We start from the raw sequence: 22,192 nt of genomic DNA, 5'->3' as shown, positions 1-22,192 counted from the left end.
TTAAAGGGGGCTGGGCGCGTTTATCCGGTCGGCAGGCGAAATCACACTGCCCAGCAGCCGCAGCCGAGCGCGCCCCAGAAGCTCTGGACATCGGCGGCGGGAACCGATGCGCCCAGCGCCGCTGCATGGTCATGACCGTGGACGGCGCAGGCGGAATGGCAACCGCAGGCCGACGCCATCTTCCTGGCCGTCGCATCCCTCCGGTAATGGCCGCCGAAGGTCGCGACCGGCGACCAGTCGGGCATTGCTTTGGGCGCGGCCGGGGCAAGCGGGCCATAATCGCCCTCGCCATAGACGATCCTGCCGCCCAGCACGGTCAGCACCGACCGCAGATGGGCGATCTCATCCTCCGGCACGGTGAAATAATCGTCGGACAGCAGCGCCAGGTCGGCCAGTTGCCCAGCCTTTATCTGCCCCTTCTTGCCGACTTCATTGGAAAACCATGTGTTCTTCTCCGTCCACAGCCGTAACGCCGTTTCGCGGTCCAGCCGGTTGCGCACCGGATAAAGCGCCAGCCCGCCGACCGTCTTCGACGTCACCAGCCAGGACAGCGACACCCAGGGATTGTAGCTGGCAACGCGGGTCGCGTCGGTGCCCGCGCCGACCGGCAGGCCCGCCGCCATCATGCGCTTGATCGGCGGCGTGGCCTCTGCGGCTTTCGCACCGTAGCGGTCCACGAAATATTCGCCCTGGAACGCCATGCGGTGCTGCACGGCGATGCCGCCGCCCAGCGCCGCGATCCGGTCTATATTGCGGTCGCCGATCGTTTCGGCATGGTCGAAGAACCAGTTGAGGCCCTGCAGCGGAATATCCCTGTTCACCTTCTCGAACACGTCGAGCGCGCGGCCGATGGTCTGGTCGTAGGTGGCGTGCAGGCGCCAGGGCCAGCGGCGTTCGGCCAGCAGGCGGATGACAGGTTCCAGATCGCCTTCCATTTCCGGCGGCATGTCCGGGCGGGCGACGCGGAAATCCTCGAAATCCGCGGCCGAATAGACCAGCATCTCGCCCGCGCCGTTGTGGCGGTAGCTGTCGTCGCCGTCGCCGGGCCTGATCTTCGTCGACCAGTTGGCGAAGTCTCTGAGCTCCTCCTTCGGTTTCTGGGTGAAGAGATTATAGGCGATGCGCAGGGTGAGATCGCCGTCCCTGTGCAGCTTTTCCACGATCTCATAATCGTCGGGATAGTTTTGCGAGCCGCCGCCCGCGTCTATCACGCTGGTGACGCCCAGCGAATTCAGTTCCCGCATGAAATGCCGGGTCGAATTGAGCTGATATTCGGGCGGCAGCTTCGGGCCCTTCGCCAGCGTCGCGTAGAGGATGGTCGCATTGGGCTGCGCCAGCAAAAGGCCGGTCGGATTGCCCTGCGCGTCGCGGACGATCTCGCCGCCCGGCGGGTTGGGCGTGTCCTTCGCATAGCCCACCGCCCGCAGCGCCGCCGCGTTCAGCAACGCGCGGTCATAGAGATGGAGGATGAAGACCGGCGTGTCGGGCGCCGCGGCGTTGATCTCTTCAAGGGTCGGCAGGCGCTTTTCCGCGAACTGATGCTCGGTGAAGCCGCCGACGACGCGCACCCATTGCGGCGGCGGCGTGATTTCCGCCTGGCGCTTCAGCATCGCCATGGCGTCGGCCAATGTCGGAACGCCTTCCCAGCGCAATTCCATATTATAGTTGAGGCCGCCCCGGATGACATGGATGTGGCTGTCGATCAGGCCGGGGATGAGGCGGCGGCCCCCGGCGTCGATGACCTGCGCGTCGGGGGAGGCGGCGGCGCGCACTTCGCCTTCGCCGCCGACGGACAGGAATGTGCCGTCGCGGATCGCCACGGCCTGCGCGACCGGATTTTCCCGGTCCAGCGTCGTGACCCTGGCATTGATGATGATGACGTCCCTGGCTGTCATGGCGAAGCTTTCCGTGGCGGTGGACAGGGTGGTGGCGCCGGCGCCGGCAAGCGCCCGGCGGCGGGTGATCACTGCTCCTGCTCCGGCTTTGGCGGCAGGGCGGCGGCGCTTTGCTGCACAGGGGTGAAAGGCTTGCCGCGCAACAGGCTGCCGGCGACCGGCACGACCCGTTCGCCGGCGAGGATGCCTGCCAGCCCGACCAGCGCGATGACCGGCGGGGCTGGGGAACGGACCCCGAGCAGGCTGTAGACGATGCCGACCAGCAGCCCGGCGCCCAGCGAGAATATATAGGCTTTCATGGGTCCGTTCCTTCGCTGCGTCAGGCCTTGATGAACGCCAGAATGTCGGCGTTGAGGACATCGGCGTTCACCGTCAGCATGCCGTGCGAATAGCCCTCATAGATTTTCAGCGTGGCGTTCGGCAGGATTTCGGCCTGGAGCAGGCCTGCATTCCTGTAGGGCACGACCTGATCGTCGTCGCCGTGCAGGACGAGCGTGGGGACGGTGATCGCCTTCAGATCGTCGGTCTGGTCGGTTTCGGAAAAGGCCTTGATCCCTTCATAATGGGCGAGCGCGCTGCCCATCATCCCCTGCCGCCACCAATTGTCGACGACGGCGGGCTTCACCTCCGCCCCTTCGCGGTTGAAGCCGTAGAAGGGGCCGGCCGCAACCTCATGGAAGAATTGCGCGCGGTTGGCGGCAAGGCCGGCGCGCAGCCCGTCGAACACATCGATCGGCAGGCCGCCGGGATAGCGGTCCGTCTTCACCATGATCGGCGGCACGGCGCTGACCAGCACCGCCCTGGCGACGCGCCCTTCGGGCAGGCCGTGACGGGCGACATAGGCGGCCACTTCGCCGCCGCCGGTCGAATGGCCGATGTGGATGGCGTCGCGCAGATCGAGATGCCGGGCCACGGCGGCCGCGTCGGCGGCATAATGGGCCATGTCATGGCCGGAATCGACCTGTTGCGAGCGGCCATGGCCACGCCGGTCATGGGCGATGACGCGATAGCCCCGGGCAAGGAAGAACAGCATCTGCGTGTCCCAGTCGTCGGCGGAAAGCGGCCAGCCATGATGGAACATGATCGGCTGGGCGTCCTTGCTGCCCCAATCCTTGTAGAAGATGTCGACGCCGTCCGGGGTGGTGACGAAATTGCTCATCGGGAAATCCTTTCATCGCTCTGGCTTGGGGGTGCGGGAGAAGGGGCAGCCGGGCCAAAGGGGCGGCCCGGCTGTGGGGAAGGGGGGATCAGTGGCCGCCTTCGGAGGCGCCGAACATGGTGCTGGCATAAGTGATGCCCAGTCCATAGGCGCCGCCCCACTGGCGGGCGATGCCGGTGGTAAGCGCATAGGTTTCGGCGCGCGCCCAGTCGCGTTGCAGTTCGAGCAGATATTGCAGCGCCGTGATCGGGCGCGCGCCCGCCTGGATCATGCGTTCCACGGCGCGGTCATGGGCTTCCTCGGAAATGTCGCCGCTGGCGTCGGCGATGACATAGACCTCGAAACCCTGTTCGAGCGCGGAGAGCACCGGGCCGACGATGCAGACGCTGGTCCACAGTCCGGCGATGACCAGGCGGTCCTTGCCGATGCGGTTCACCTCCCCGATCACGGCGGCGTCTTCCCAACTGTTCATGCTGGTGCGGTCGATCATCGGCTGGTCGCCAAAGGCGTCGGCGATCTCGCTGAACATCGGGCCGGAAAAGCTCTTCTCCGCAACGGTGGTGAGGATGGTGGGGACGTGGAATCCGGCCGCGGCATTGGAGACCAGGGCGGCATTGTTGCGCAATATTTCGGGCGCGATCGACTTGGTGGCGAAGGCCATCTGCGACTGGAAGTCGATCAGGATCAGGGCGTGGTCGTCGGGTGACAGCAGCGCATCGGAGGGGGTGGGAATGGCGGTGATCGACATGGCGGGTCTCCTTCCTTGAAAGTGCAGGGGCCCGTCGTTCGGGCTGATGTCGGTCTACTTTCCCTCGCTTCTGCGAAACAGGCGTATAAAATCTACCTATTCGTTCCAAATTCTGGAAAAGCCGAAGCGGCCGGCTGGCCCAATGGAGCATAATCGATATTGCACCTTCATTGTAGCAGGACGGTGACGGATCGTCGCGCCGGCCCTGTCTCCTGCAAGATGGCCATCGCCATTGCGACGAAAATATCCTATATGTTCCGCATCTGACCTTATAAGCGGCCTCCATGTCCGACCTTCACAACATGTCACAGCCCGCGGGCGCCCTTGGTTCCCCGGCACGCGCCGCCTCCGGACCGACGCTGGTGGAGCGTGCCTATGAGCATCTTCTCTCCATGCTGATGACGGTGAAGATCGCGCCGGGGGAACGCATTCCCATCGATACCGTCGCGCGCCAGCTCGGCATCTCGCAGACGCCGATTCGCGAGGCGCTGAGCCAGCTGGAGGCGGAGAAGCTGGTCTACAAGACCACCAATGTCGGCTACCGCGCCAGCCCGCAGATGACGCCGGAGGAGGTGCATGACCTTTATACGCTGCGCCTGCTGATCGAACCCTATGCCGCCGCCCGGGCAGCCGAGCAGATCGACGATGAGACGCTTTCCGTCCTGCAGTCGATCCAGGCCGACATGGACGCCGTGGTCGAGCGCGACGAGCAGGCCTATGCCCGTTTCGCGGAAGCGGATGCGCAGCTCCACCGGCTGATCGCGAAGGGCAGCGGGAACCGCCTGATCGAGGAGACGATCGAGCGGCTGCACGCGCATCTCCAGATTTTCCGATCGCTCTACCAGAACAGCGCCCAGCCCAATGCGCCCGAAGTGGCGGCGCGGGAGCATCAGGCGATCATCGCCGCCCTGCTGGCGCATGATCCCGTCGCGGCCGAGCAGTCGGTGCGCGACCATCTCACCTGTTCGCAGCAGCGGATGGACCGGGCGAACGGCACGTCTCGACGCTGATCGCGCAACCCCCGGAAGGGGGAGGCATCACGTGTCGGCCGAACGTTCAACGACGTGGGAAAGCCCCTTGACGGGCCCGCGGCAACCACCTACCACGGTCGCACAGGATCATATAGGATATGAAATAGATCCTGGAGAGGATGGGTAATGCGGTCAGCCATGAAAGCCGATTTTTCACTTGTCAGCCTGACGGTCGCGATGCTTGCCGGACTTCCGGCGGCGGCGCTGGCCGAAACCAGGGTGCTGCGCGACTTCACGCTGATCGACGGCACCGGCAAGGCGCCGGCGGCGAACCAGGCGCTGGTCATGACGGATGGGCGGATCGACTGGGTCGGGCCGTCCGCGAAGCTGAAGGCGCCGGCCGGGGCGAAAGTCGAAAGGCTGAAGGGCAAATATCTGATGCCCGGCCTGATCGACAGCCATGTCCATCTGGGGCTGGTCGACGGCATCACCCAGAACCTGCAATATCAGACGGCTGAGAATATCGAGAAGCAGCTTCGCATCTACGCCGCCTATGGCGTCACCACCGTCCAGACGCTGGGGACGGAGAAGGACCTGATCTTCCCGATCCAGCAGAGGCGCAAGGGGCCCACGGCGATGTCGCGGGTCTATACCGTCGGGCAGGGCGTGGTCTTCAAGGGCAGCTATGGCGGCGTCCCCGGCCTCGACCAGTCGGTCGCCACGCCGGAAGAGGCGCGGGCGATGGTGGACAAGGAGGCGTCCAAGGGCGCAGACCTCATCAAGCTGTGGGTCGACGACGAATTCGGCATGCTGGAGGAACGCATGCCGCCCCGGATCAGCAGCGCCGTGATCGACCAGGCGCACAAGGACGGGAAGAAGACCGTCGCCCACATCTTCTATTATTCCAACGCCGCCGAACTGACGCGGGAAGGGGTGGACGCCTTCGCCCATTCCGTGCGCGACCGCGCCGTGGACGACGCGCTGCTCGGCCAGATGAAGGCGAAGGGCGTGTGGCAGATGGCCGCGACGCTGAGCCGGGAGGCGTCCTTCACCTACAGGACGCTGCCCTTCCTGGACGATCCCTTCTTCGCGCGGGGGGTGACGCCCGCCGTGCTGAAGGAACTGGCCAGTCCGGAGCGGGCGGCGAAGCTGGGCGCGGCGCCCAATTTCCCCAAATATGCGCCGACCCTGCAATATGCGATGGACAATTTCGCGCGGGAGGCGAAGGCGGGCATCCGCTACGGCATGGGCACGGACAGCGGCCCGACGGCGCGCTTTCCCGGCTATTTCGCGCATTGGGAACTGGAACTGATGGTGAAGGCCGGGGTGACGCCGATGCAGGCGATCACGGCCGCGACCAGCGCCAATGCGGAGTTCATGGGCGCCAGGGACATCGGCACCGTCGCGCCGGGCAAATGGGCCGACCTGCTGGTGCTGGACCGCGATCCCACGGCGGACATCCGCAACACCCGCGCCATCGACGCCGTCTATATCGCCGGCAACAAGGTGCCGACCATCTGGCAGACCTGCACCGGCCGCGCGGCCGATGCCTGCGGGCCCCGCCCGTGACCGGCGAGGCAAGCGTCGCAGAACCGCGCGACGCGGCCGCCGGAGCCGGCGCGGCGCGCCCGACGCGGGCGCGCCATGTCGTGCTCTGGCTGACGGTGCTCGCCTATCTCATCACCTATATGGATCGCGTCGTAATCGCCACGGCGGCCCCGGTGATCGAGAAGGAATATGGCTTCTCGCCGGTGACGATGGGCTGGATCTTCGCGTCCTTCTCCATCGCCTATGCGCTGTTCCAGATTCCGGGGGGCTGGCTGGGCGACCGGTTCGGGCCGCGCCGGGCGCTGACCGGCGTGGTGCTCTGGTGGTCGACCTTCACCGCCGCGACGGCGCTGACCTGGTCGGCCGGGTCGATGATGGTGTGCCGCTTCCTCTTCGGCATGGGGGAGGCGGGGGCCTTTCCCATCGCCACCCGGTCGCTCTCGCGCTGGATGCTGCCGTCGGAACGGGGCTGGGCGCAGGGCCTCACCCATGCGGGGGCGCGGCTGGGCGGGGCGGTGACGCCGGTGTTCGTCGCGCTGCTCATCGTCCAGTTCGGCTGGCGCATGCCCTTCATGGCCTTCGCGCTGGTCGGCATCGGCTGGGCGGCCCTGTGGTTCTTCTACTATCGCGACACGCCGCGCGAGCATCCTTCGGTCAACAGCGCCGAACTGGCGATGATCGAGGGCGCGCTGGGCGCGGGCCGGGCGCGGGTGAGCGTGCCATGGCGGCACCTGCTGGCCAATTCGCAGCTCTGGGTGCTGTCGGCCATGTATTTCTGCTACGCCTATTGCATCAACATCTTCCTGACCTGGTTCCCCAAATATCTGCACGATGCGCGCGGGTTCGACATCGCCATGATGGGCCTGTTCGCCAGCCTGCCGCTGATGGCGGGCGTGGTGGGCGACCTGATGGGCGGATGGGCGTCCGACCTGTTGGTGAAGCGCGGCGCGGGGCTGAAGATGGCGCGCCGCTCGGTCGCGGTGGTCGGCTTCCTGACGGCCGCGGCGATGATCCCGCTGGCGGCCGCCATGGACGGGCATGTGGCGAGCATCCTCTGCTTCTGCATCGCGCTGTTCGGGCTGGAGTTGACGGTCGGCGTATCCTGGGCGGTGACGCTCGACATTGGCGGCGAATATGCGGGCTCGGTATCGGCGGTCATGAACACGCTCGGCAACAGCGGCGCGGCGGTCGCGGCGGCGGTCACCGGCTATATCGTCAGCATGAGCGGCTGGTTCGCCGCCTTCGCGGTCCTCTCCGTCCTCTGCCTGATCGCGGCGGCGCTGTTCCTGCGCATCGACGCCTCGCGCAAGCTGCGTGACGGGCAGGGGGCCCAGGCGTGATGCCATCGCCGGAAATCATCCGCAGCGCCCCGGCGCTTCGGTTCGGACATCGCGCGCATGGCGCGCACGACAGGAGGTTGTTTAGGTGAAGACTTGGATATTCGCTGTGGGCATCGGCGCGGTCATCGCCGGCACGGCGGTCGCCGCCCCCGCGCCGAAGGGAAATGCCGCGCATGGGCAGCAGCTTTTCGCGCGCTGCGCCGCGTGCCACAAGGTCGGGCCGAACCCGGCGCGCTCCATGGGGCCTTCGCTGAACGGCGTCGTCGGCCGCGTGGCGGGCAGTCAAGGCGGCTATGGCTATTCGCCCGCGATGAAGGCGTCGGGCATCAGATGGGACGAGGCCAGCATCGACAAGCTGCTGCAAGGTCCATCGAAGCTGGTTCCGGGCACCAAGATGATCTTCCCCGGCATGGCCGCCGCGCAGGATCGCGCCGACATCATCGCCTATCTGAAACAATATGGCGCGGATGGTGGCAAGAAGTGAGCGACCTCCCTCCCGCCTTCGGCGCGCTCCGCCTGCCCCGCTCCGTCCTGTTCGGACGCGGGCAGCGCCACGCGCTCGGCTCCGCCGCCGGCAGGCTGGGCAAGCGCGCCCTGCTCTGCACCGACGAACGGCAGGCCGCCCAGCCTGAATTCCACGCCATGGTCGCGGACCTCCAGGCCCATGGGCTGGAGGTCCGGGTCTTCGACCGGACGATCCCCGACCTGCCGATCGGATCGATCAATGCCTGTGTCGAGGAGATGCGCGGCTTCGCCCCCGATCTGGTGGTCGGCATCGGCGGCGGCAGTTCGATGGACATGGCCAAGGTCGTCGCCGTGCTGCTGACCCATGGGGGCGATATCCGGTCCTATTATGGCGAATTCGCCGTACCCGGCCCGGTCATGCCGCTGATCGCCATGCCGACGACGGCGGGCACCGGATCGGAAGTGACGCCGGTCGCGGTGGTGTCCGACGACGAGCGCGGGGTGAAGGTCGGCATCGCCAGCCCGCATCTGATCCCGCTGGTCGCGATCTGCGATCCGGAACTGACCGCCACCTGCCCGCCTGCCCTGACCGCCTGTTCCGGCGCCGATGCGCTGACCCATGCGGTGGAGGCCTATACGACGCTGGCGCGCCCCGCCGACCCGATGCTGACGCAGGATCATGTGTTCGTGGGCAAGAACCTGCTGTCGGATCATTTCGCGCGGCTGGCGGTCGACAACATCTTCCGCTTCCTGGAGCGGGCCTATCGCGACGGCAGCGACATGGAAGCGCGCGAAGGGCTGATGCTGGCGGCGCTGGCGGCGGGCTGCGCCTTCGGCACGGCGGGTACGGCGGCGGCGCACGCGCTGCAATATCCGGTCGGCAACCTGACGCACACCGCGCATGGCGACGGGGTGGCGACGCTGCTGCCCTATGTCATGCAGTTCAACCGGCCCTTCTGCGCCCCCGCCTTCGCCGAACTGGCGCGGACGGTGGGGCTGTCCGATGCGGCGGAAGAGGACATGTCGCAGGCGTTCATCGATGCGGTAGCGGACCTGCTTGGCCGCGTCAACATTCCACCCTCGCTCGCGGCGCTGGGGCTGAAGGCCGACCAGCAGGACTTCGTGGCGGAAAACGCCCTGAACGCCGCCCGGCTGGTCAAGAACAATCCCCGTCCCCTCGATCTCCCGGCGATGCAGAGCATCACCCGCGCCGCCTTTTCCGGCGAGCGGGCGGCGCTCAAGTCCGCGTGACTTCTCGAACAAGGTTTCCCATGACGACGCAAAGCTATAGCTGCACGACGACCGACGGCCATGCCGGTCCCTTCGCCATCCCGACCGACCTGCTGATCGGGGAAGCATGGGTGCCCGCCGCCAGCGGCAAGCGCATCGACATCCTCAATCCCGCGACGGAGGCGGTGTTGACCTCCGTCGCGGACGCAAGCCCGGCCGAGGGCATCGCCGCTGTCGACGCCGCCGCAGCAGCAGCGGCGGACTGGGCCGCGACCCCGCCGCGCAAGCGCGCCGACATATTGCTCGCCTGCTTCCATGCGATGATGGCGGAGCAGGAATGGCTGGCGCAGCTCATATCTCTGGAAAATGGCAAGGCGCTGCCCGACGCGCGGGGGGAGGTGGCCTATGCCGCCGAATTCTTCCGCTGGTATGCGGAGGAAGCGGTGCGCATCAACGGGGAGCTGGCCGTCTCGCCCTCCGGCGCGAACCGCATCATGGTGCAATATCAGCCCATCGGCATCGCCCTGCTGATCACGCCCTGGAACTTCCCGGCGGCGATGGCGACGCGCAAGATCGCCCCGGCGCTGGCGGCGGGATGCACCTGCATCCTGAAACCGGCCGAGGAAACGCCGCTGACGGCGCTCGCCGTGGCGGAGATCATGCGCCGGGCGGGCGTGCCCGCGGGCGTGGTCAATGTCGTCAACAGCAGCGATCCGGGGCCGCTGTGCAGCGGCATCCTGCACGACCCGCGCGTGCGCAAGCTGTCCTTCACCGGATCGACCGAGGTCGGCCGCATCCTGCTGCGCCAGGCGGCGGACCAGGTCATCAGCTCCTCCATGGAACTGGGCGGCAACGCGCCCTTCCTGGTGCTGGACGATGCCGACATCGAAGAGGCGATCGAGGGCGCGATGGTCGCCAAGATGCGCAATGCGGGGGAAGCGTGCACGGCGGCCAACCGCTTCTATGTCCAGCGCGGCATCCATGACGCCTTCGTCGCGAAGCTGGCAGAGCGCATGGGCGCGATGAAGATGGGCCCCGGCACGGAAAGCGCGACCCAGTGCGGCGCGATGATCAACCGGCAGGCCATCGACAAGATCGAGCATCTGGTGGCGGATGCCGTGGCGCGCGGCGCAGAGGTCAGGCTGGGCGGCAGGACGCCGGAGGGCGCGGGCTTCTTCTATCCGCCCTCGGTGATCGCGAACGTCCAGCCGGGGTCGGAGATATTGACGACCGAAGTGTTCGGCCCGGTCGCGGCGGTGATCCCGTTCGACGATCCGGCGGAGGCGGTGGCGCTGGCCAATGCGACCGAATATGGCCTTGCCGCCTATGTCTATACCGCCGACCTCAAGCGGGGGCTGCAACTGGCCGAGCGGATCGAGGCCGGCATGGTGGCGGTCAATCGCGGCCTGGTGTCGGATGCCGCGGCGCCCTTCGGCGGCGTCAAGCAGAGCGGCCTCGGGCGGGAGGGCGGACATCACGGCCTGCTCGAATATTGCGAGGCGAAATATATCGCGGTGAGCTGGTAAGCCGCAGCCGGTCGACGGCACGGAAAAGAGAGAGGGAAGGGGCCGAAAGCGCGATGTTCAAGATGACCCGACGCAGGCTGTTGGGCGGGACGGTCGCCGTCGCCGCAAGCATCGGCACGGCCCCGATGCGGCGCGCCATGGCGCAGGATCTGCCCGGCGGGCCGGACACCGAATGGCGCCATTATGCCGCCGACCAGGCCAATACGCGCTATTCGCCGCTCGACCAGATCAACGCCGATAATTTCAGCGATCTTCAGGTGGCCTGGAGCTTCAAGACGGACATATTGGGGGCGCGCAAGGAATATCAGTTCGAACCGACGCCGCTGCTGGTCAAGGGACGGCTGTTCCTGACCGCCGGGTCGCGCCGCGACTGCGTCTGCATCGACGCGGCGACGGGCGAACTGCTCTGGATGTTCCGCAAGGACGAGGGGCAGCGCGCGCTCAATTCCCCGCGCCAGCTTTCGGGCCATGGTTGCTCCTACTGGACCGACGGCAAGCAGGAGCGCATCCTGTTCGTGACCATCGGTTATCAGCTCGTCTCGCTGGATGCGGCGACCGGCATCCCCGATCCGGCCTTTGGCGTGAACGGCGTGGTCGATCTCAAGAAGGATTTCGATCAGGAGATCGATCCGGAAACCGCCGATGTCGGGCTGCACGCGACGCCGCTCGTCGCCCGCGACACGGTGGTGGTGGGCGCGGCGCATACGGCGGGCGACGTGCCGGCGGTGCGCAAGAATGTGAAGGGCTATGTGCGCGGCTTCGACGTGCGCACCGGCAAGCGCAAGTGGATATTCCACACCATCCCGAAAAAGGGCGAATATGGCTATGACAGCTGGCTGAACGGCGACGCCGATGAAGCCGGCAATGGCGGCGTCTGGGCGGAAATGTCCGCCGACGAGGAACTGGGGCTGGTCTATGTGCCGGTGGAGCTGCCCACCGGCGACGAGATGGGCATGTTCCGGCGCGGCAACGCCCTGTTCGGGGAGTCGCTGGTCGCGCTGGACCTGGAGACGGGCGTGCGGCGCTGGCATTATCAGCTCGTCCATCACGGCCTGTGGGACCGCGACATTCCCTGCGCGCCGATCCTGTGCGACATTCCGGTGAACGGCAGGACGGTGAAGGCGCTGGCGCAGCCGACCAAGCAGTGCTTCCTCTATGTGCTGGACCGCACCAACGGCCAGCCGATCTGGCCCATTGTCGAGCGGCCGGTGGAGGCGGGCGACGTGCCGGGCGAATGGTATGCCAAGACCCAGCCATTCCCGACCAAGCCCCCCGCCTATGACGTGCAGGGCGTCGGCATCGACGACCTCATCGACTTCACGCCGGAACTGCGCGCGCAGGCGGTGGAACTGGTGAAGCAGTACAAGATCGGGCCGCTCTACACGCCGCCCGTGGTCAGCAAGCCCGGCCGCTGGGGCACCATATCCGCGCCCGGCATCCAGGGCGGGACCAACTGGCCGGGCGGCTGCTACGATCCGGAAAGCCATACCGTCTTCGTCTATTCGAAGACCCAGCCTTCCGTGATCGGCATCATCCCGAACGAAGACCCCAGCGTCTCCGAATTTCCGCATGTGCACGGCATTGCCGGGTCCGAAGTGCGACCGCAGGTGGCGATGGGCGCGGCGGCGCCGACGCCCTTCATGCGGCCCCCGGCGGCGAAGCCCGGTTCGGGGCCGCCGCCCGGTTTCCTGACCGTGCAGGGCCTGCCGCTGCTCAAGCCCCCCTATGGCCGCATCACCGCCATCGACCTTGGCAAGGGCGACCTCAAATGGCAGGTCGCCCATGGCGAGACGCCGGACAATGTCCGCAACCACCCGGCGCTCAAGGGCCTGAAGATTCCCCGCACCGGCCGGGCAGGCAATCTGGGGCCTCTGTGCACCAAGAGCCTGGTGATCTGCGGCGAGGCGGGCTTCTACACCAATGAATATGGCATCCGGGGCGCGATGCTGCGCGCCTATGACAAGGCCACCGGCGAGGAGAAGGGCGCAGTCTACATGCCCGCGCCGCAGAGCGGATCGCCCATGACCTATATGCTGAACAACCGCCAATATATCGTCGTCGCCATTGGCGGTGGCAATTACAGCGCCGAACTGGTGGCGTTCCGACTTCCAGGAATGGCTTGATGGCAGGAATGGCTTGATGGCAGGAGTGGCTCGATGGGCAAGGTGACGCGGGGATATTGGCTGGCGGGCGCGCTGCTGCTTGCGGGCGGCGCGGTCGTGACGCGCGCGCAGGCGCCCGAGCGCCATGTCTGGACCGGGGTCTATACGAAGGATCAGGCCGAGCGCGGCAAGGCCGCCTATGCGGAGAATTGCGCGGCCTGCCATGGCGAAACGCTGGCCGGGATCGACGTCGCGCCCGCTCTGGTCGGGCCGACCTTCCTCAACAACTGGAACAACACGTCCGCCGGCGATCTGTTCGCGCGCATCCAGACGACCATGCCGCTCAACGCGCCGGGCAGCCTGGGCGGGCGGAAGGTCGCGGACATCGAAGCCTATATGTTCGAAGCCAACGGCTTTCCCGCCGGCGACCTGGCGCTGCCGCCCAATGCGGCGCTGATGCCCAATGTCAGGATCGTGGCGCAAAGGCCCGAACCGGCCAAGCCCGCGCCGGAATGCAAATGCGGTAAATGAGGGCGGGGCGGCGTCCCGCCGCCCGCTTCCCCATCAGGCGCCGGTCCAGTCCGGCACTTTCTTCGTGCGCGCCAGGAAATCGGACACGCCCCGCCGGAAATCGGCGCTGCCATAGACCTCCGCAACCAGATCCTCGACATCGGGCAAAGCCCCGAAGGCCATGCGCCGGATCGTCTCCTTCGTCGCGCGGGTGGTGAGCGGCGCATTTTCGGCGGCCCGCCGCGCCAGCGCGTCGGCCTCCGCATCCAGCGTCTCCCGCTCCACGATCCGCAGCAGGAAACCGCTGGCGAGCAGCTCCTCCGCCGTCAGCATCTCGCCCAGCAGCACCATGCGCTTCGCCCGTTGCACGCCGACCGCCGCGCCGATCCGAGCGACGCTGGCGGCGGAGAGGCAGTTGCCTATGGTGCGGCCAATGGGAGAGCCGAAGCGCGCATCGCGGGTCGCGATCCGGAAATCGCAGGCGGAGGAGATGTTGATGCCGCCGCCCACGGCCCAACCCTCCACGACCGCGATGGTGGTGCAGGGGATGGCGTCGAGAGCGCCCATGCATTCGTCGATGTCGCGCTCATAATCGACGCCCTGCCGGCCGGTCGTATAATCCGCGAATTTGGAAATGTCGGTGCCGGATATGAACGCCTTCCCCCCGACGCCGCGGAACACCGCGACGCGGATGGAGGGGTCGGCCGCTATGTCCCGCGCCGCATCGCGCAGGTCGTGCCACATCGCGCCGGTCAGCGCATTATGGGCGGCGGGATTGTCGAAGCGGATATGGGCCTGATTGCCCCGCTTCTCGTAAATGAGGCGCGCCTCGCTCATTTCGCGGCTTCCCGCTGCGGGGCGAGCAGGCCCTTTTCCACCAGTTCCTGCTGGATCAGGTCGCTATGTTCGTTGAGCAGCGGCGGGGGCAGGCGGACCTCCTGCGGCGTGCCCCGCATCTTCACCGGGAAGCCCAGCGCCTTGAACTCGCCCTCCACCGGATGGGGCACCTGCATCACCATCTCCCGCGCGACGGCCTGTTCGCTGGTCACCGCCTCGCCATAGTCGAGGATCGGCGCGGCGGGAACGCCCGCCGCCAGCAGGGCGTCGATCCATTCCTGCCGCGTGCGGGTGAGGAAGGTGGGCGCAAGATCCTCGATCAGCGCGAGCCGGTTGACGACGCGGGCGGCGTTGCTGGAATAGCGCGGATCGTCCTGAAGCTCCGGGCGTCCGAGGACGTCGAGGAAGGTCAGCCACAGTCCCTGATTGGCCGCCCCGATGACGAACCAGCCGTCCGACGCCTGCATCGCCTGATAGGGGGCGGACATGCGGTTCGCCGAACCGATGGGCGTGGGCGACTTGCCCGTGCCCCAAAGCTCCGTCGTCTCCCAGATCGAAAGGCCCAGCGCCGCTTCCAGCAGGGAGGCGTCGATATATTGGCCCTGCCCGCTCTTTTCCCGGCCGATAATGGCGGAGAGGATGGCATAGGCCGAGAAAAGACCGGCGCCCAGATCGGCCACGGCGATGCTGTTCTTCGCCGGTTCCATGCCGGGAAAGCCGTTGGAGCTTAAAATGCCCGACATGGCCTGCGCGATCAGGTCGAAGCCGGGGCGCTGCGCCCATGGGCCGGTCTGGCCGAAGCCGGAAATGCTGGCATAGACGAGGCGCGGATTGATCTTCGCCAGCGTGTCATAGTCGATGCCCAGCCGCGCCGCGACGCCGGGGCGGGCATTTTCCACCAGCACGTCGGCGCTCTTCACCAGCGCATAGAGCACCTCGCGATCGGCATCGTCCTTCAGGTTGAGGGCGATGCTGCGCTTGTTGCGGTTGAGCGCGAGGAAACCGGGGCTGTCCTCCCCCTTCAGGCGGAAGCCCATCGAATGCCGGGTCGAATCGCCCGTGACCGGCGGTTCGATCTTGATGACGTCGGCGCCCATGTCGCCCAGCAGCATGCAGCAGAACGGGCCTGCCATGACCTGCGAAATGTCGAGTACCCTGATGCCCGCCAATGGCAGCGTCGCCATATTCCTTCTCCCTTATGCGCCATATGGGGGCGCCGATTTTCGGTCACAGATCATATTGTATATGATTTGACCCTCTGCTAGCATTCCCCTGACAAAAGAACAACCGGGCTTGTCGACCAAAGGTCAAACCCCGCCTTCAGGAGAGGCATGTCGTTGAAAATCACATCTTCGTTCCGCCGGTCCATCGCACTGGCTTCCCTGATTTCCGTTGCCGCCGGCGCCTTGCACGGCGCAGCCACGGCGGCGTCGTCCGCCGATGCCGACTGGGCCGCCTATGGCCGCGATCCCGGCGGCGCGCGCCATTCGCCCCTCAGGCAGATCACGACCGCCAATGTGGGCACGCTGCGGCAGGCCTGGGTATATCATATGCGCCCGCCCGGCGTGACCGCCGATGTGGGACCGATGCCGGACGGCATGCGCGCCAAGTTCGCCACCGGATTCTCAGCGTCGGAGGCGACGCCGCTGGTGGTCGACGGCGTCATGTATCTCGCCACGCCCTATAATCGCGTCGTCGCGCTGGACGCCGCCACGGGGAAGGAACGCTGGGCCTATACGCTCGCGAACAAGGACCAGCCCTCGACTCGCGGCGTCGCCTATTGGCCCGGAGCCAGGGGGAAGGGCGCGCGCATCTTCTTCGGCACCCGGTCCGGCAAGCTGATCGCGCTCGATGCCGCGACCGGCCAGCCTGCCGCCGCTTTCGGGGAGGCGGGAATCGTCAACATGAAGACGCCCGAGGTGATGAACGGCCTGCGCGCCGCGCCGCTGGGCATGAGCAGCCCGCCCGCCATCTACAAGGACCTGGTCATCACCGGATCGCGGGTGCAGGAGATGCCGGTCAAGGGCGCGGCGGGCGATGTGCGCGCCTGGGACGCGCGCACGGGCAAGCTGGTCTGGACCTTCCACACCATCCCGCAGGCGGGGGAGAAGGGCGCGGACAGTTGGGAGGGCGACAGCGCGAAGGCGCGATCGGGCACCAATGTCTGGACCTTCGTGCAGGTCGATGAAAAGCGCGGCATCGCCTATCTGCCGGTCGGCGCGCCGACCTTCGACCGCTGGGGCGCTGACCGAAAGGGCGCCAATCTCTATTCCAACTCGGTGGTCGCGGTGGACGCGGCGACCGGCAAATATCTCTGGCATTTCCAGACCGTGCATCACGACATCTGGGACCTCGACCTGCCGACGCTGACGCTGGTCGACATCAAGCGCGGCGGGCGGGTCACGCCCGCGCTGGTGGCGATGAACAAGACGGCGATCATGTTCATCCTGGACCGCGTGACCGGCAAGCCGCTGTTCGACGTGCGCGAAGTGCCGGTGCCGACGGAGACCGACGTGCCGGGCGAGCAGCCCTGGCCGACCCAGCCCATGCCGGTCGCGCCGCCGCCGCTCACCCGCCTGTCCTATAATGCCGAGGACATATTGGATGTCACGCCGGAGCTGAAGGCCCGGTGCGAGGCGCTGGTCAAGAAGCTGAACATCACCCCCAGCAAGCCGTTCCAGCCGCTGCGCGCCGACAGCGCGATCAATTTCTTTCCCGGCAGCCTGGGAGGCGTGGACTGGGGCGGGGGCGCGTTCGACCCCGATCTGGGCCTCTACGTCATCAACCTCAACGAACTCGCCAGCCCACAGCAGTTGGAGCAGCAGCCCGACGGAAGCTGGGGCATGAAGGGCGGCTACGCCTATTTCGCGGACATGGAAACCGGCTTCCCCTGTCACAGGCCGCCATGGGGCGAGCTGGTGGCCGTAGATGTCGCCAAGGGCACGGTGGCGTGGCGCCGGCCCTTGGGCGACACCGGCCATCCCGCGCTCAAAGATGCGGGGATCACCAGCGCGGGCGGGCCATTCACGACATCGGGCGGGCTGACCTTCATCGGCGCGACCAAGGACCAGCGCTTCCGCGCGTTCGAAACGAAGACGGGCAAGCTGCTCTGGACGGCGGAACTGCCCGGTTCCAGCTACGGAACGCCGATGACCTATGCCGTGGGGAAACGGCAGATGGTCGCCGTCGTGGCGACAGGGGGCTTCGCCTTTTCACCGGCCACCAGCGACGAGGTGGTGGCCTATGCGCTTCCTTGAGGACATGACATGCGTAAAGTCGGACTGATGATCATGGCCCTGACCCTGCCCCTGATCGGGGCGGGGGCATTGGCCCAGCAGGCGCCTGCGACCGTAGCCATGGCGCCGCCGCCGCCCGGCCCTGGCCTGGACCTGATCAACGAACGCTGCGGTTTCTGCCACACGACCGGGCAGGTTTTCCAGAAGCGGCGGAGCGAGGCGGAATGGGCGGCGACCGTGCAGGGCATGGCGGACCGCGGGGCCGAGGTCTCGCCGGAGGAGGTCAAGACGATCACGGCCTATCTGGCGAAAAATTATGCCCCCGCGCCCGGTGCCCGGCCGGGCGCGGGCGGCCGTTAAACGCGGTTCGGCCCAAGCGGGCGGCGCGTCGCCGCCCGCTGCCCTTCATTGGCCCCCGGCGTAGAGCGGCAGCATCCCCTTCACCTTGCTGCGCAGGCGATAGATGCTGGTGCTGCCGGTGATATAGACCATGTGCCCATCCTCCGCGAAGGCCAGATTGGCTGCGGTTTCCGGCAGCCTGATCTGCCCCAGCACCTTGCCCTGCGGCGTGACGATGCGGATGCCGCCCGGGCCCGTCATCCAGATATTGCCGGCCGTGTCGACCTTCAGCCCGTCCGGACCGCCGCGACCGCCGGGGAAGCGGATCAGCTCGCGCGGCGCGGACAGGCTGCCGTCCGGGCGCACATCATAGGCGCGGATATACATTTCGGGGCCGTAATTGCCGACATAGAGGGTCTTGAAATCGGGGGAGAAACCGATGCCGTTGGGCAGCGTCATGTCGGTGATGACCGGCGTCAGCCTGCCGTCGGCATAGCGGAACACGGCGTTGAAGGGCAGTTCCTTGGCCGGGTCCTTGTCCATGCCGTTGAACAGGCCGAAGGGCGGATCGGTGAACCAGAGCGCGCCGCTCTTGTCGTAGACGAGATCGTTGGGGCTGTTCAGCCGCTTGCCCTGATATTCCGACAGGAAGGGTTGCAGGCTGCCGTCCTTGCCGACCCTGACGATGCGGCGAGCGCCCATCTGCGTCATCAGCACCGTGCCGTCGGGGGCGGGGGCCATGCCGTTGGAGCCGATGCTGGCGCCCGCCGGGGGATTGGGCAGGCCGCCTGAATTGGCCACCAGTTCCTCCACCTTTCCATCCGGGCTGACGGCCCGCATCCTGTCCCCGGTGACGTCGGAGAACCAGAGCCGGCCCTCATGCCATAGTGGCCCCTCCGTAAAGCCGAAGCCGGTCGCCACCCGCTCGATCGGCGTGCCCGGCGCTATGATCGCGTCGAGCGCCGGGTCCAGCCGCTCGAAGGATGGCGCGGCGGCCGGTGCGGCGGGTTCCTGCGCCAGCAATGGCGCGGTCAGGGGGCAGAGCGCAGCGGCTAGCAGGGCGGCGCGAAGGCGGGATGACATGCTTTGGTTCCTTCTTGGATGATCGAAAGGAGGGACGCGGGAGGATCGGCGCGATGTTACCGGCGCGGTTGCATGCGCGCTTCGGCTTCGGCGCGGTAGCGGGCCTTCGCCGCCAGATCGCGCGCCACGCCGATCACCATCAGTTCGAGCGGCTGCGCGCCCGTCTGGCGGATCGCCCGCGCCTCGCCAAGGTCGACGGGCACGGCGTCGCCCGCGCTGATCGGCGCGGTTTCCCCGTCCAGCGTCACTTCGCCCGTGCCGGAGATCACATAATAGACCTCGCTCATATCCGCCTGCATCCGGCGGCCGAGCGCCGCATTTGCGGGCAGCAGGACATGATCGACATAGGACCAGGGCGTCGAAAAGACCGCCGGTCCCAGCGCGCGGCGAAAGAGGACGCCGCCGGTCGCATCGGGCAGGGCGGCCGCCGCCGGCTTCAGGAGGGCGCGGTCCAGCCGCATGCTGATGAACTGCGGCACGGGATCGAGCGTCGCATCGGTGCGCGGGTCGCCCAGATCGAAATTGTCATAGCTCTTGGTCATGCCGACATTGATGTTCAGCCATTGCAGCGGCCTGTCGGTCGGATTGTAGATGCCATGGGCATGCCCCTTGCGGTCGGGCACGCCGGCAGGCCCGGCCAGGCGCGAGGTGCGGCCGTCGATGGTGAACTCCGCCTCGCCGTCGAGGATGATGAACATCTCCTCGCAATCATTGTGGAAATGCTGGCCGATGCCGCTTTTCGGCGCGATCGTCCCGCGATGGACGAAGATGAGGTTGGTGCTGAGCGCATTGGCGCCGAGCAGCGGCCCGAACTTCATCGATCCCGCACCGCCATGGACGCCGTTCGCAACCCGCATTTTGTCCGGATCGCTGTGGCCGATGCGTTGCGCCAGCGGCGGCGCGCCCTGCGCCATGGCCGTTCCGCCAAAGGCCATCAGCGCTGCGACCAGCGCCATGCGCGACGTGCCCATGCCCATCTTCCCCTCTCCAATGCTTGCTCTTGCCTGCTTATGCCGACATACATCATCTTATCACGAATCATATAGTATATTGTTTGGCGCAGAAGCCAAGCGGGAGGGATGGTTATGAATGGAGCCGCGCGGTCCAGGGTCAGGCTGGGCCTGATCTTCCTGTTGTTCATCATCAGCGCGATCGCTTTTCTCGACCGCACCAACATCTCCGTCGCGGGGGTGGAGATGCGGAAGGAATATGCCATCGACCAGGTGCAGCTGGGCTGGGTCTTCAGCGCCTTCCTGATCGGCTATGCGCTGTTCCAGGTGCCGGCGGGCTGGCTCGCCGCGCGCTACGGTCCCCGCATCGTGCTGACCGGCGCGCTGCTCTGGTGGGGCGTGTTCACCGCGGCGACGGCGCTCATCCATCCGGAGGGCAGCGCCGCGCTGCTGCTGCTGGCGCTGACCCGCTTCGCGCTCGGCATCGGCGAGTCGGTCGTCTATCCGTGCGGCAACCAGTTCCTGTCGCGCTGGATACCGGCGCAGGAGCGCGGCAAGGCGAACGGGTGGATCTTCGCCGGGGTGGGCGCCGGCTCTGGCATCACGCCGCCGCTGATCACCGCGATCATCCTGTGGGGCGGCTGGCGCGCATCCTTCTATGCCTGCGCGGCAATGGGCCTTGCCGCCGCCGCCGTCTGGTTCTGGCTCGCGCGGGACCGGCCGCAGGAGCATCCGTCGGTGAACGCGGCCGAACTCGCGCATATCGAGGCGGGCCTGCCCCCGGCCAAAACGGCGTCGGCCGGACCCATTCCCTGGAGCGCCATATTTTCCAGCCGCAATGTCTGGGGCCTGTTCGTCAGCTATTTCGCCTTCGGCTATGTGATCTGGATCTTCTTCAGCTGGTTCTTCATCTATCTTGCCGAAGCGCGGCATCTGGATGTCAAATCCAGCGCTGTCTTCTCCATGCTGCCTTTCCTGTGCATGACCTTCGGCTGCCTGCTGGGCGGGGTCATCAACGACCGGGTGTCGGCGCGCTACGGCCTTTATTGGGGACGCTCCGGGCTGGGCGTGCTCTCCTTCGTGCTGACCGGCCTGTTCCTCGCCAGCGGATCGATGGTGGACAATGCGCCGCTCGCGGTGCTGATCCTGGCCGGGGGGGCAGGGGCGATCTACCTCTCGCAAAGCTCCTTCTGGTCGGTGACGGCGGACATAGCGGGCCCGCATAGCGGCGTCGTGTCCGGCTTCATGAACATGGGGTGCCAGATCGGCGGGGCGCTGACCTCCACCCTGACGCCGATGATCGCCGCGCAATTCGGCTGGACCGCCGCCTTCATCGCGGGGGCCGCCGTGGTGCTGGCGGGCGTGCTCGCCTGGGTGATCGTGGACCCGAACCGGCTGCTGGAGCAGCCGGCCGGGGAGGGCGCCCGGGCGCCTATTGGCGGCGCGACAGCCTGACGGTGAAGGGCTTGCGCCCTTCCATGTCGAAGAAGGTGGTGCCGAACGGCGTGCGGCGGACATGGATCACCGCCCCGACGGGCGGCGGCGGCGCGACGGTCGTCGTGTCGTAGGCGGTGCCGTCCTCCAGCTCCAGCCGGTGATAGCCGTGCCGCAACGGGATCGCCGCCTTCAAGCGGCTGTCGAAATCCGTGCGGCTCTTGAGGGCGTCGCGACGGTCCTGATAGCTGTTGATCGCAGCCGCCGATGCCGCGGCGGGGGGCGCGGGGACGGGAATCGGGCGGCTGTCCTTCGCGGCCCGGCCAGACCGGCGATCATAGCAGGCCAGGCGTTCCGATGGGTCGTCCAGACGCGCGCAGCCATCTTCCTGCGCCAGCGCGACACATTGCGGAAACAACGCAATCCCGCCGATCACGGCCAGTTTCCAGATGTGTTTCACGCCCTTCTCCTCTTTTCATGTCATAATTTGTTTGACTAATGCTCTAACATCATATCCTATATGATCAAATGCAAGACGCAAAAGTCTGCTCAAGGGGAGGATTGATGGCAATCATAAAGGCCGCATTCTATCTGTGTTCGCCCGCCCTGCTCATCCTGGGGGCGTCGGCCCAGACACCTGCGCCGGCACCGTCTGCGCCGCCCGCCCCAGACGATGAGGGCGGTCGCATTGTCGGCATACATCAGCGGTTCGGTGCGCTGCCCGGCCGCCATCTGGTGCCAGTCCGCCTCCAGATCGCGGTTGCGGACGATGGCGTGCGTCCAGCTTTTCTGGCCCTTGCCGCGCACAAGGGCCAGAAA

The 22,192-nt window shown here is 66.8% G+C and carries 20 protein-coding genes and 1 pseudogene; 11 read left to right on the top strand and 10 right to left on the bottom strand.

Features of this window, described 5'->3' with window-relative positions; all coding sequences use genetic code 11:
• Positions 1-41: 41 nt before the first annotated feature.
• The 4 genes from A0J57_RS18455 to A0J57_RS18440 form a co-directional block, all read right to left on the bottom strand.
• The gene (locus tag A0J57_RS18455) at positions 42-1,967 is read right to left on the bottom strand and encodes an amidohydrolase (protein WP_061939145.1); all 1,926 of its coding nucleotides are present in this window, start codon (positions 1,965-1,967) and stop codon (positions 42-44) included.
• Entirely contained in the window at positions 1,964-2,194 is a 231-nt protein-coding gene (locus A0J57_RS18450; protein WP_061939143.1) for a DUF1427 family protein, read from the bottom strand. The genes A0J57_RS18455 and A0J57_RS18450 overlap by 4 nt, the downstream gene beginning before the upstream one ends.
• 20 nt (positions 2,195-2,214) lie before the next feature.
• The gene (locus A0J57_RS18445) at positions 2,215-3,054 is read right to left on the bottom strand and encodes an alpha/beta fold hydrolase (protein ID WP_061939141.1); all 840 of its coding nucleotides are present in this window, start codon (positions 3,052-3,054) and stop codon (positions 2,215-2,217) included.
• An 88-nt stretch (positions 3,055-3,142) separates the two neighbouring features.
• Entirely contained in the window at positions 3,143-3,802 is a 660-nt protein-coding gene (locus tag A0J57_RS18440) for a hydrolase (protein ID WP_061939139.1), read from the bottom strand.
• 284 nt (positions 3,803-4,086) lie between these two features.
• On the opposite strand from A0J57_RS18440, the gene A0J57_RS18435 reads away from it, so the two are divergent.
• The 8 genes from A0J57_RS18435 to A0J57_RS18400 all read left to right on the top strand — a co-directional run bounded on the left by A0J57_RS18435 (position 4,087) and on the right by A0J57_RS18400 (position 13,515).
• Positions 4,087-4,812: a GntR family transcriptional regulator gene (locus A0J57_RS18435; protein ID WP_052628168.1), complete on the top strand. Its 726-nt coding sequence runs from the start codon at positions 4,087-4,089 to the stop codon at positions 4,810-4,812.
• 159 nt (positions 4,813-4,971) lie between these two features.
• Complete coding sequence (locus tag A0J57_RS18430) at positions 4,972-6,342, top strand: amidohydrolase family protein (protein ID WP_061939137.1); 1,371 nt, start codon at positions 4,972-4,974, stop codon at positions 6,340-6,342.
• Entirely contained in the window at positions 6,339-7,661 is a 1,323-nt protein-coding gene (locus tag A0J57_RS18425) for an MFS transporter (RefSeq protein WP_061939135.1), read from the top strand. The genes A0J57_RS18430 and A0J57_RS18425 overlap by 4 nt, the downstream gene beginning before the upstream one ends.
• An 85-nt stretch (positions 7,662-7,746) precedes the next feature.
• Positions 7,747-8,145, top strand: a complete 399-nt coding sequence (locus tag A0J57_RS18420; protein ID WP_048576760.1) for a c-type cytochrome — start codon at positions 7,747-7,749, stop codon at positions 8,143-8,145.
• Positions 8,142-9,377, top strand: a complete 1,236-nt coding sequence (locus A0J57_RS18415) for an iron-containing alcohol dehydrogenase (protein WP_061939133.1) — start codon at positions 8,142-8,144, stop codon at positions 9,375-9,377. Before A0J57_RS18420 ends, A0J57_RS18415 begins: the two co-directional genes overlap by 4 nt.
• 20 nt (positions 9,378-9,397) lie before the next feature.
• Positions 9,398-10,882, top strand: coding sequence for an NAD-dependent succinate-semialdehyde dehydrogenase (locus tag A0J57_RS18410; protein WP_025548699.1), 1,485 nt, complete (start codon positions 9,398-9,400; stop codon positions 10,880-10,882).
• 53 nt (positions 10,883-10,935) lie between these two features.
• On the top strand, positions 10,936-13,005 hold the full coding sequence (locus A0J57_RS18405; protein ID WP_044660931.1) for a PQQ-binding-like beta-propeller repeat protein: 2,070 nt from the start codon (positions 10,936-10,938) through the stop codon (positions 13,003-13,005).
• A 33-nt stretch (positions 13,006-13,038) separates the two neighbouring features.
• Positions 13,039-13,515: a c-type cytochrome gene (locus A0J57_RS18400; RefSeq protein WP_025548698.1), complete on the top strand. Its 477-nt coding sequence runs from the start codon at positions 13,039-13,041 to the stop codon at positions 13,513-13,515.
• A 33-nt stretch (positions 13,516-13,548) separates the two neighbouring features.
• Here the strand turns inward: A0J57_RS18400 and A0J57_RS18395 are convergent, their stop codons facing one another.
• Both A0J57_RS18395 and A0J57_RS18390 read right to left on the bottom strand, forming a co-directional pair.
• Positions 13,549-14,331, bottom strand: coding sequence for an enoyl-CoA hydratase (locus A0J57_RS18395; protein ID WP_061939131.1), 783 nt, complete (start codon positions 14,329-14,331; stop codon positions 13,549-13,551).
• Positions 14,328-15,515, bottom strand: a complete 1,188-nt coding sequence (locus tag A0J57_RS18390) for a CaiB/BaiF CoA-transferase family protein (RefSeq protein WP_061939128.1) — start codon at positions 15,513-15,515, stop codon at positions 14,328-14,330. The genes A0J57_RS18395 and A0J57_RS18390 overlap by 4 nt, the downstream gene beginning before the upstream one ends.
• 147 nt (positions 15,516-15,662) lie before the next feature.
• On the opposite strand from A0J57_RS18390, the gene A0J57_RS18385 reads away from it, so the two are divergent.
• Both A0J57_RS18385 and A0J57_RS18380 read left to right on the top strand, forming a co-directional pair.
• A complete protein-coding gene (locus tag A0J57_RS18385; RefSeq protein WP_061939126.1) occupies positions 15,663-17,588 on the top strand; it encodes a pyrroloquinoline quinone-dependent dehydrogenase in 1,926 nt (641 codons plus the stop codon).
• A gap of 9 nt (positions 17,589-17,597) precedes the next feature.
• Entirely contained in the window at positions 17,598-17,927 is a 330-nt protein-coding gene (locus A0J57_RS18380) for a hypothetical protein (protein ID WP_061939124.1), read from the top strand.
• A gap of 45 nt (positions 17,928-17,972) precedes the next feature.
• Here the strand turns inward: A0J57_RS18380 and A0J57_RS18375 are convergent, their stop codons facing one another.
• Complete coding sequence (locus A0J57_RS18375; protein WP_025548693.1) at positions 17,973-18,989, bottom strand: SMP-30/gluconolactonase/LRE family protein; 1,017 nt, start codon at positions 18,987-18,989, stop codon at positions 17,973-17,975.
• 56 nt (positions 18,990-19,045) lie between these two features.
• Positions 19,046-19,966, bottom strand: coding sequence for a cupin domain-containing protein (locus A0J57_RS18370; protein WP_061939122.1), 921 nt, complete (start codon positions 19,964-19,966; stop codon positions 19,046-19,048).
• A 108-nt stretch (positions 19,967-20,074) separates the two neighbouring features.
• Between A0J57_RS18370 and A0J57_RS18365 the strand changes: the two genes are divergently transcribed.
• The gene (locus A0J57_RS18365; protein ID WP_061939120.1) at positions 20,075-21,394 is read left to right on the top strand and encodes an MFS transporter; all 1,320 of its coding nucleotides are present in this window, start codon (positions 20,075-20,077) and stop codon (positions 21,392-21,394) included.
• Here the strand turns inward: A0J57_RS18365 and A0J57_RS18360 are convergent.
• Entirely contained in the window at positions 21,372-21,833 is a 462-nt protein-coding gene (locus A0J57_RS18360) for a hypothetical protein (RefSeq protein WP_061939118.1), read from the bottom strand. The genes A0J57_RS18365 and A0J57_RS18360 overlap by 23 nt on opposite strands.
• 89 nt (positions 21,834-21,922) lie before the next feature.
• Positions 21,923-22,192, bottom strand: a pseudogene (locus tag A0J57_RS26660) (hypothetical protein); the annotation flags it as partial.

Source organism: Sphingobium sp. 22B (genome assembly GCF_001580035.1).
Lineage (GTDB): Bacteria > Pseudomonadota > Alphaproteobacteria > Sphingomonadales > Sphingomonadaceae > Sphingobium > Sphingobium fuliginis.
Note: the sequence above shows the minus strand (reverse complement) of the source record. Positions and strands in the feature narration are given on the sequence as shown.

Excerpts from the sequence above, each read along its gene's own strand:
- A0J57_RS18450 (WP_061939143.1), bottom strand. The coding sequence starts at position 2,194 with ATGAAAGCCTATATATTCTCGCTGGGCGCCGGGCTGCTGGTCGGCATC.
- A0J57_RS18445 (WP_061939141.1), bottom strand. The coding sequence starts at position 3,054 with ATGAGCAATTTCGTCACCACCCCGGACGGCGTCGACATCTTCTACAAG.
- A0J57_RS18440 (WP_061939139.1), bottom strand. The coding sequence starts at position 3,802 with ATGTCGATCACCGCCATTCCCACCCCCTCCGATGCGCTGCTGTCACCC.
- A0J57_RS18435 (WP_052628168.1), top strand. The coding sequence starts at position 4,087 with ATGTCCGACCTTCACAACATGTCACAGCCCGCGGGCGCCCTTGGTTCC.
- A0J57_RS18430 (WP_061939137.1), top strand. The coding sequence starts at position 4,972 with ATGAAAGCCGATTTTTCACTTGTCAGCCTGACGGTCGCGATGCTTGCC.
- A0J57_RS18410 (WP_025548699.1), top strand. The coding sequence starts at position 9,398 with ATGACGACGCAAAGCTATAGCTGCACGACGACCGACGGCCATGCCGGT.
- A0J57_RS18405 (WP_044660931.1), top strand. The coding sequence starts at position 10,936 with ATGTTCAAGATGACCCGACGCAGGCTGTTGGGCGGGACGGTCGCCGTC.
- A0J57_RS18400 (WP_025548698.1), top strand. The coding sequence starts at position 13,039 with ATGGGCAAGGTGACGCGGGGATATTGGCTGGCGGGCGCGCTGCTGCTT.
- A0J57_RS18395 (WP_061939131.1), bottom strand. The coding sequence starts at position 14,331 with ATGAGCGAGGCGCGCCTCATTTACGAGAAGCGGGGCAATCAGGCCCAT.
- A0J57_RS18390 (WP_061939128.1), bottom strand. The coding sequence starts at position 15,515 with ATGGCGACGCTGCCATTGGCGGGCATCAGGGTACTCGACATTTCGCAG.
- A0J57_RS18385 (WP_061939126.1), top strand. The coding sequence starts at position 15,663 with ATGTCGTTGAAAATCACATCTTCGTTCCGCCGGTCCATCGCACTGGCT.
- A0J57_RS18380 (WP_061939124.1), top strand. The coding sequence starts at position 17,598 with ATGCGTAAAGTCGGACTGATGATCATGGCCCTGACCCTGCCCCTGATC.
- A0J57_RS18375 (WP_025548693.1), bottom strand. The coding sequence starts at position 18,989 with ATGTCATCCCGCCTTCGCGCCGCCCTGCTAGCCGCTGCGCTCTGCCCC.
- A0J57_RS18370 (WP_061939122.1), bottom strand. The coding sequence starts at position 19,966 with ATGGGCATGGGCACGTCGCGCATGGCGCTGGTCGCAGCGCTGATGGCC.
- A0J57_RS18365 (WP_061939120.1), top strand. The coding sequence starts at position 20,075 with ATGAATGGAGCCGCGCGGTCCAGGGTCAGGCTGGGCCTGATCTTCCTG.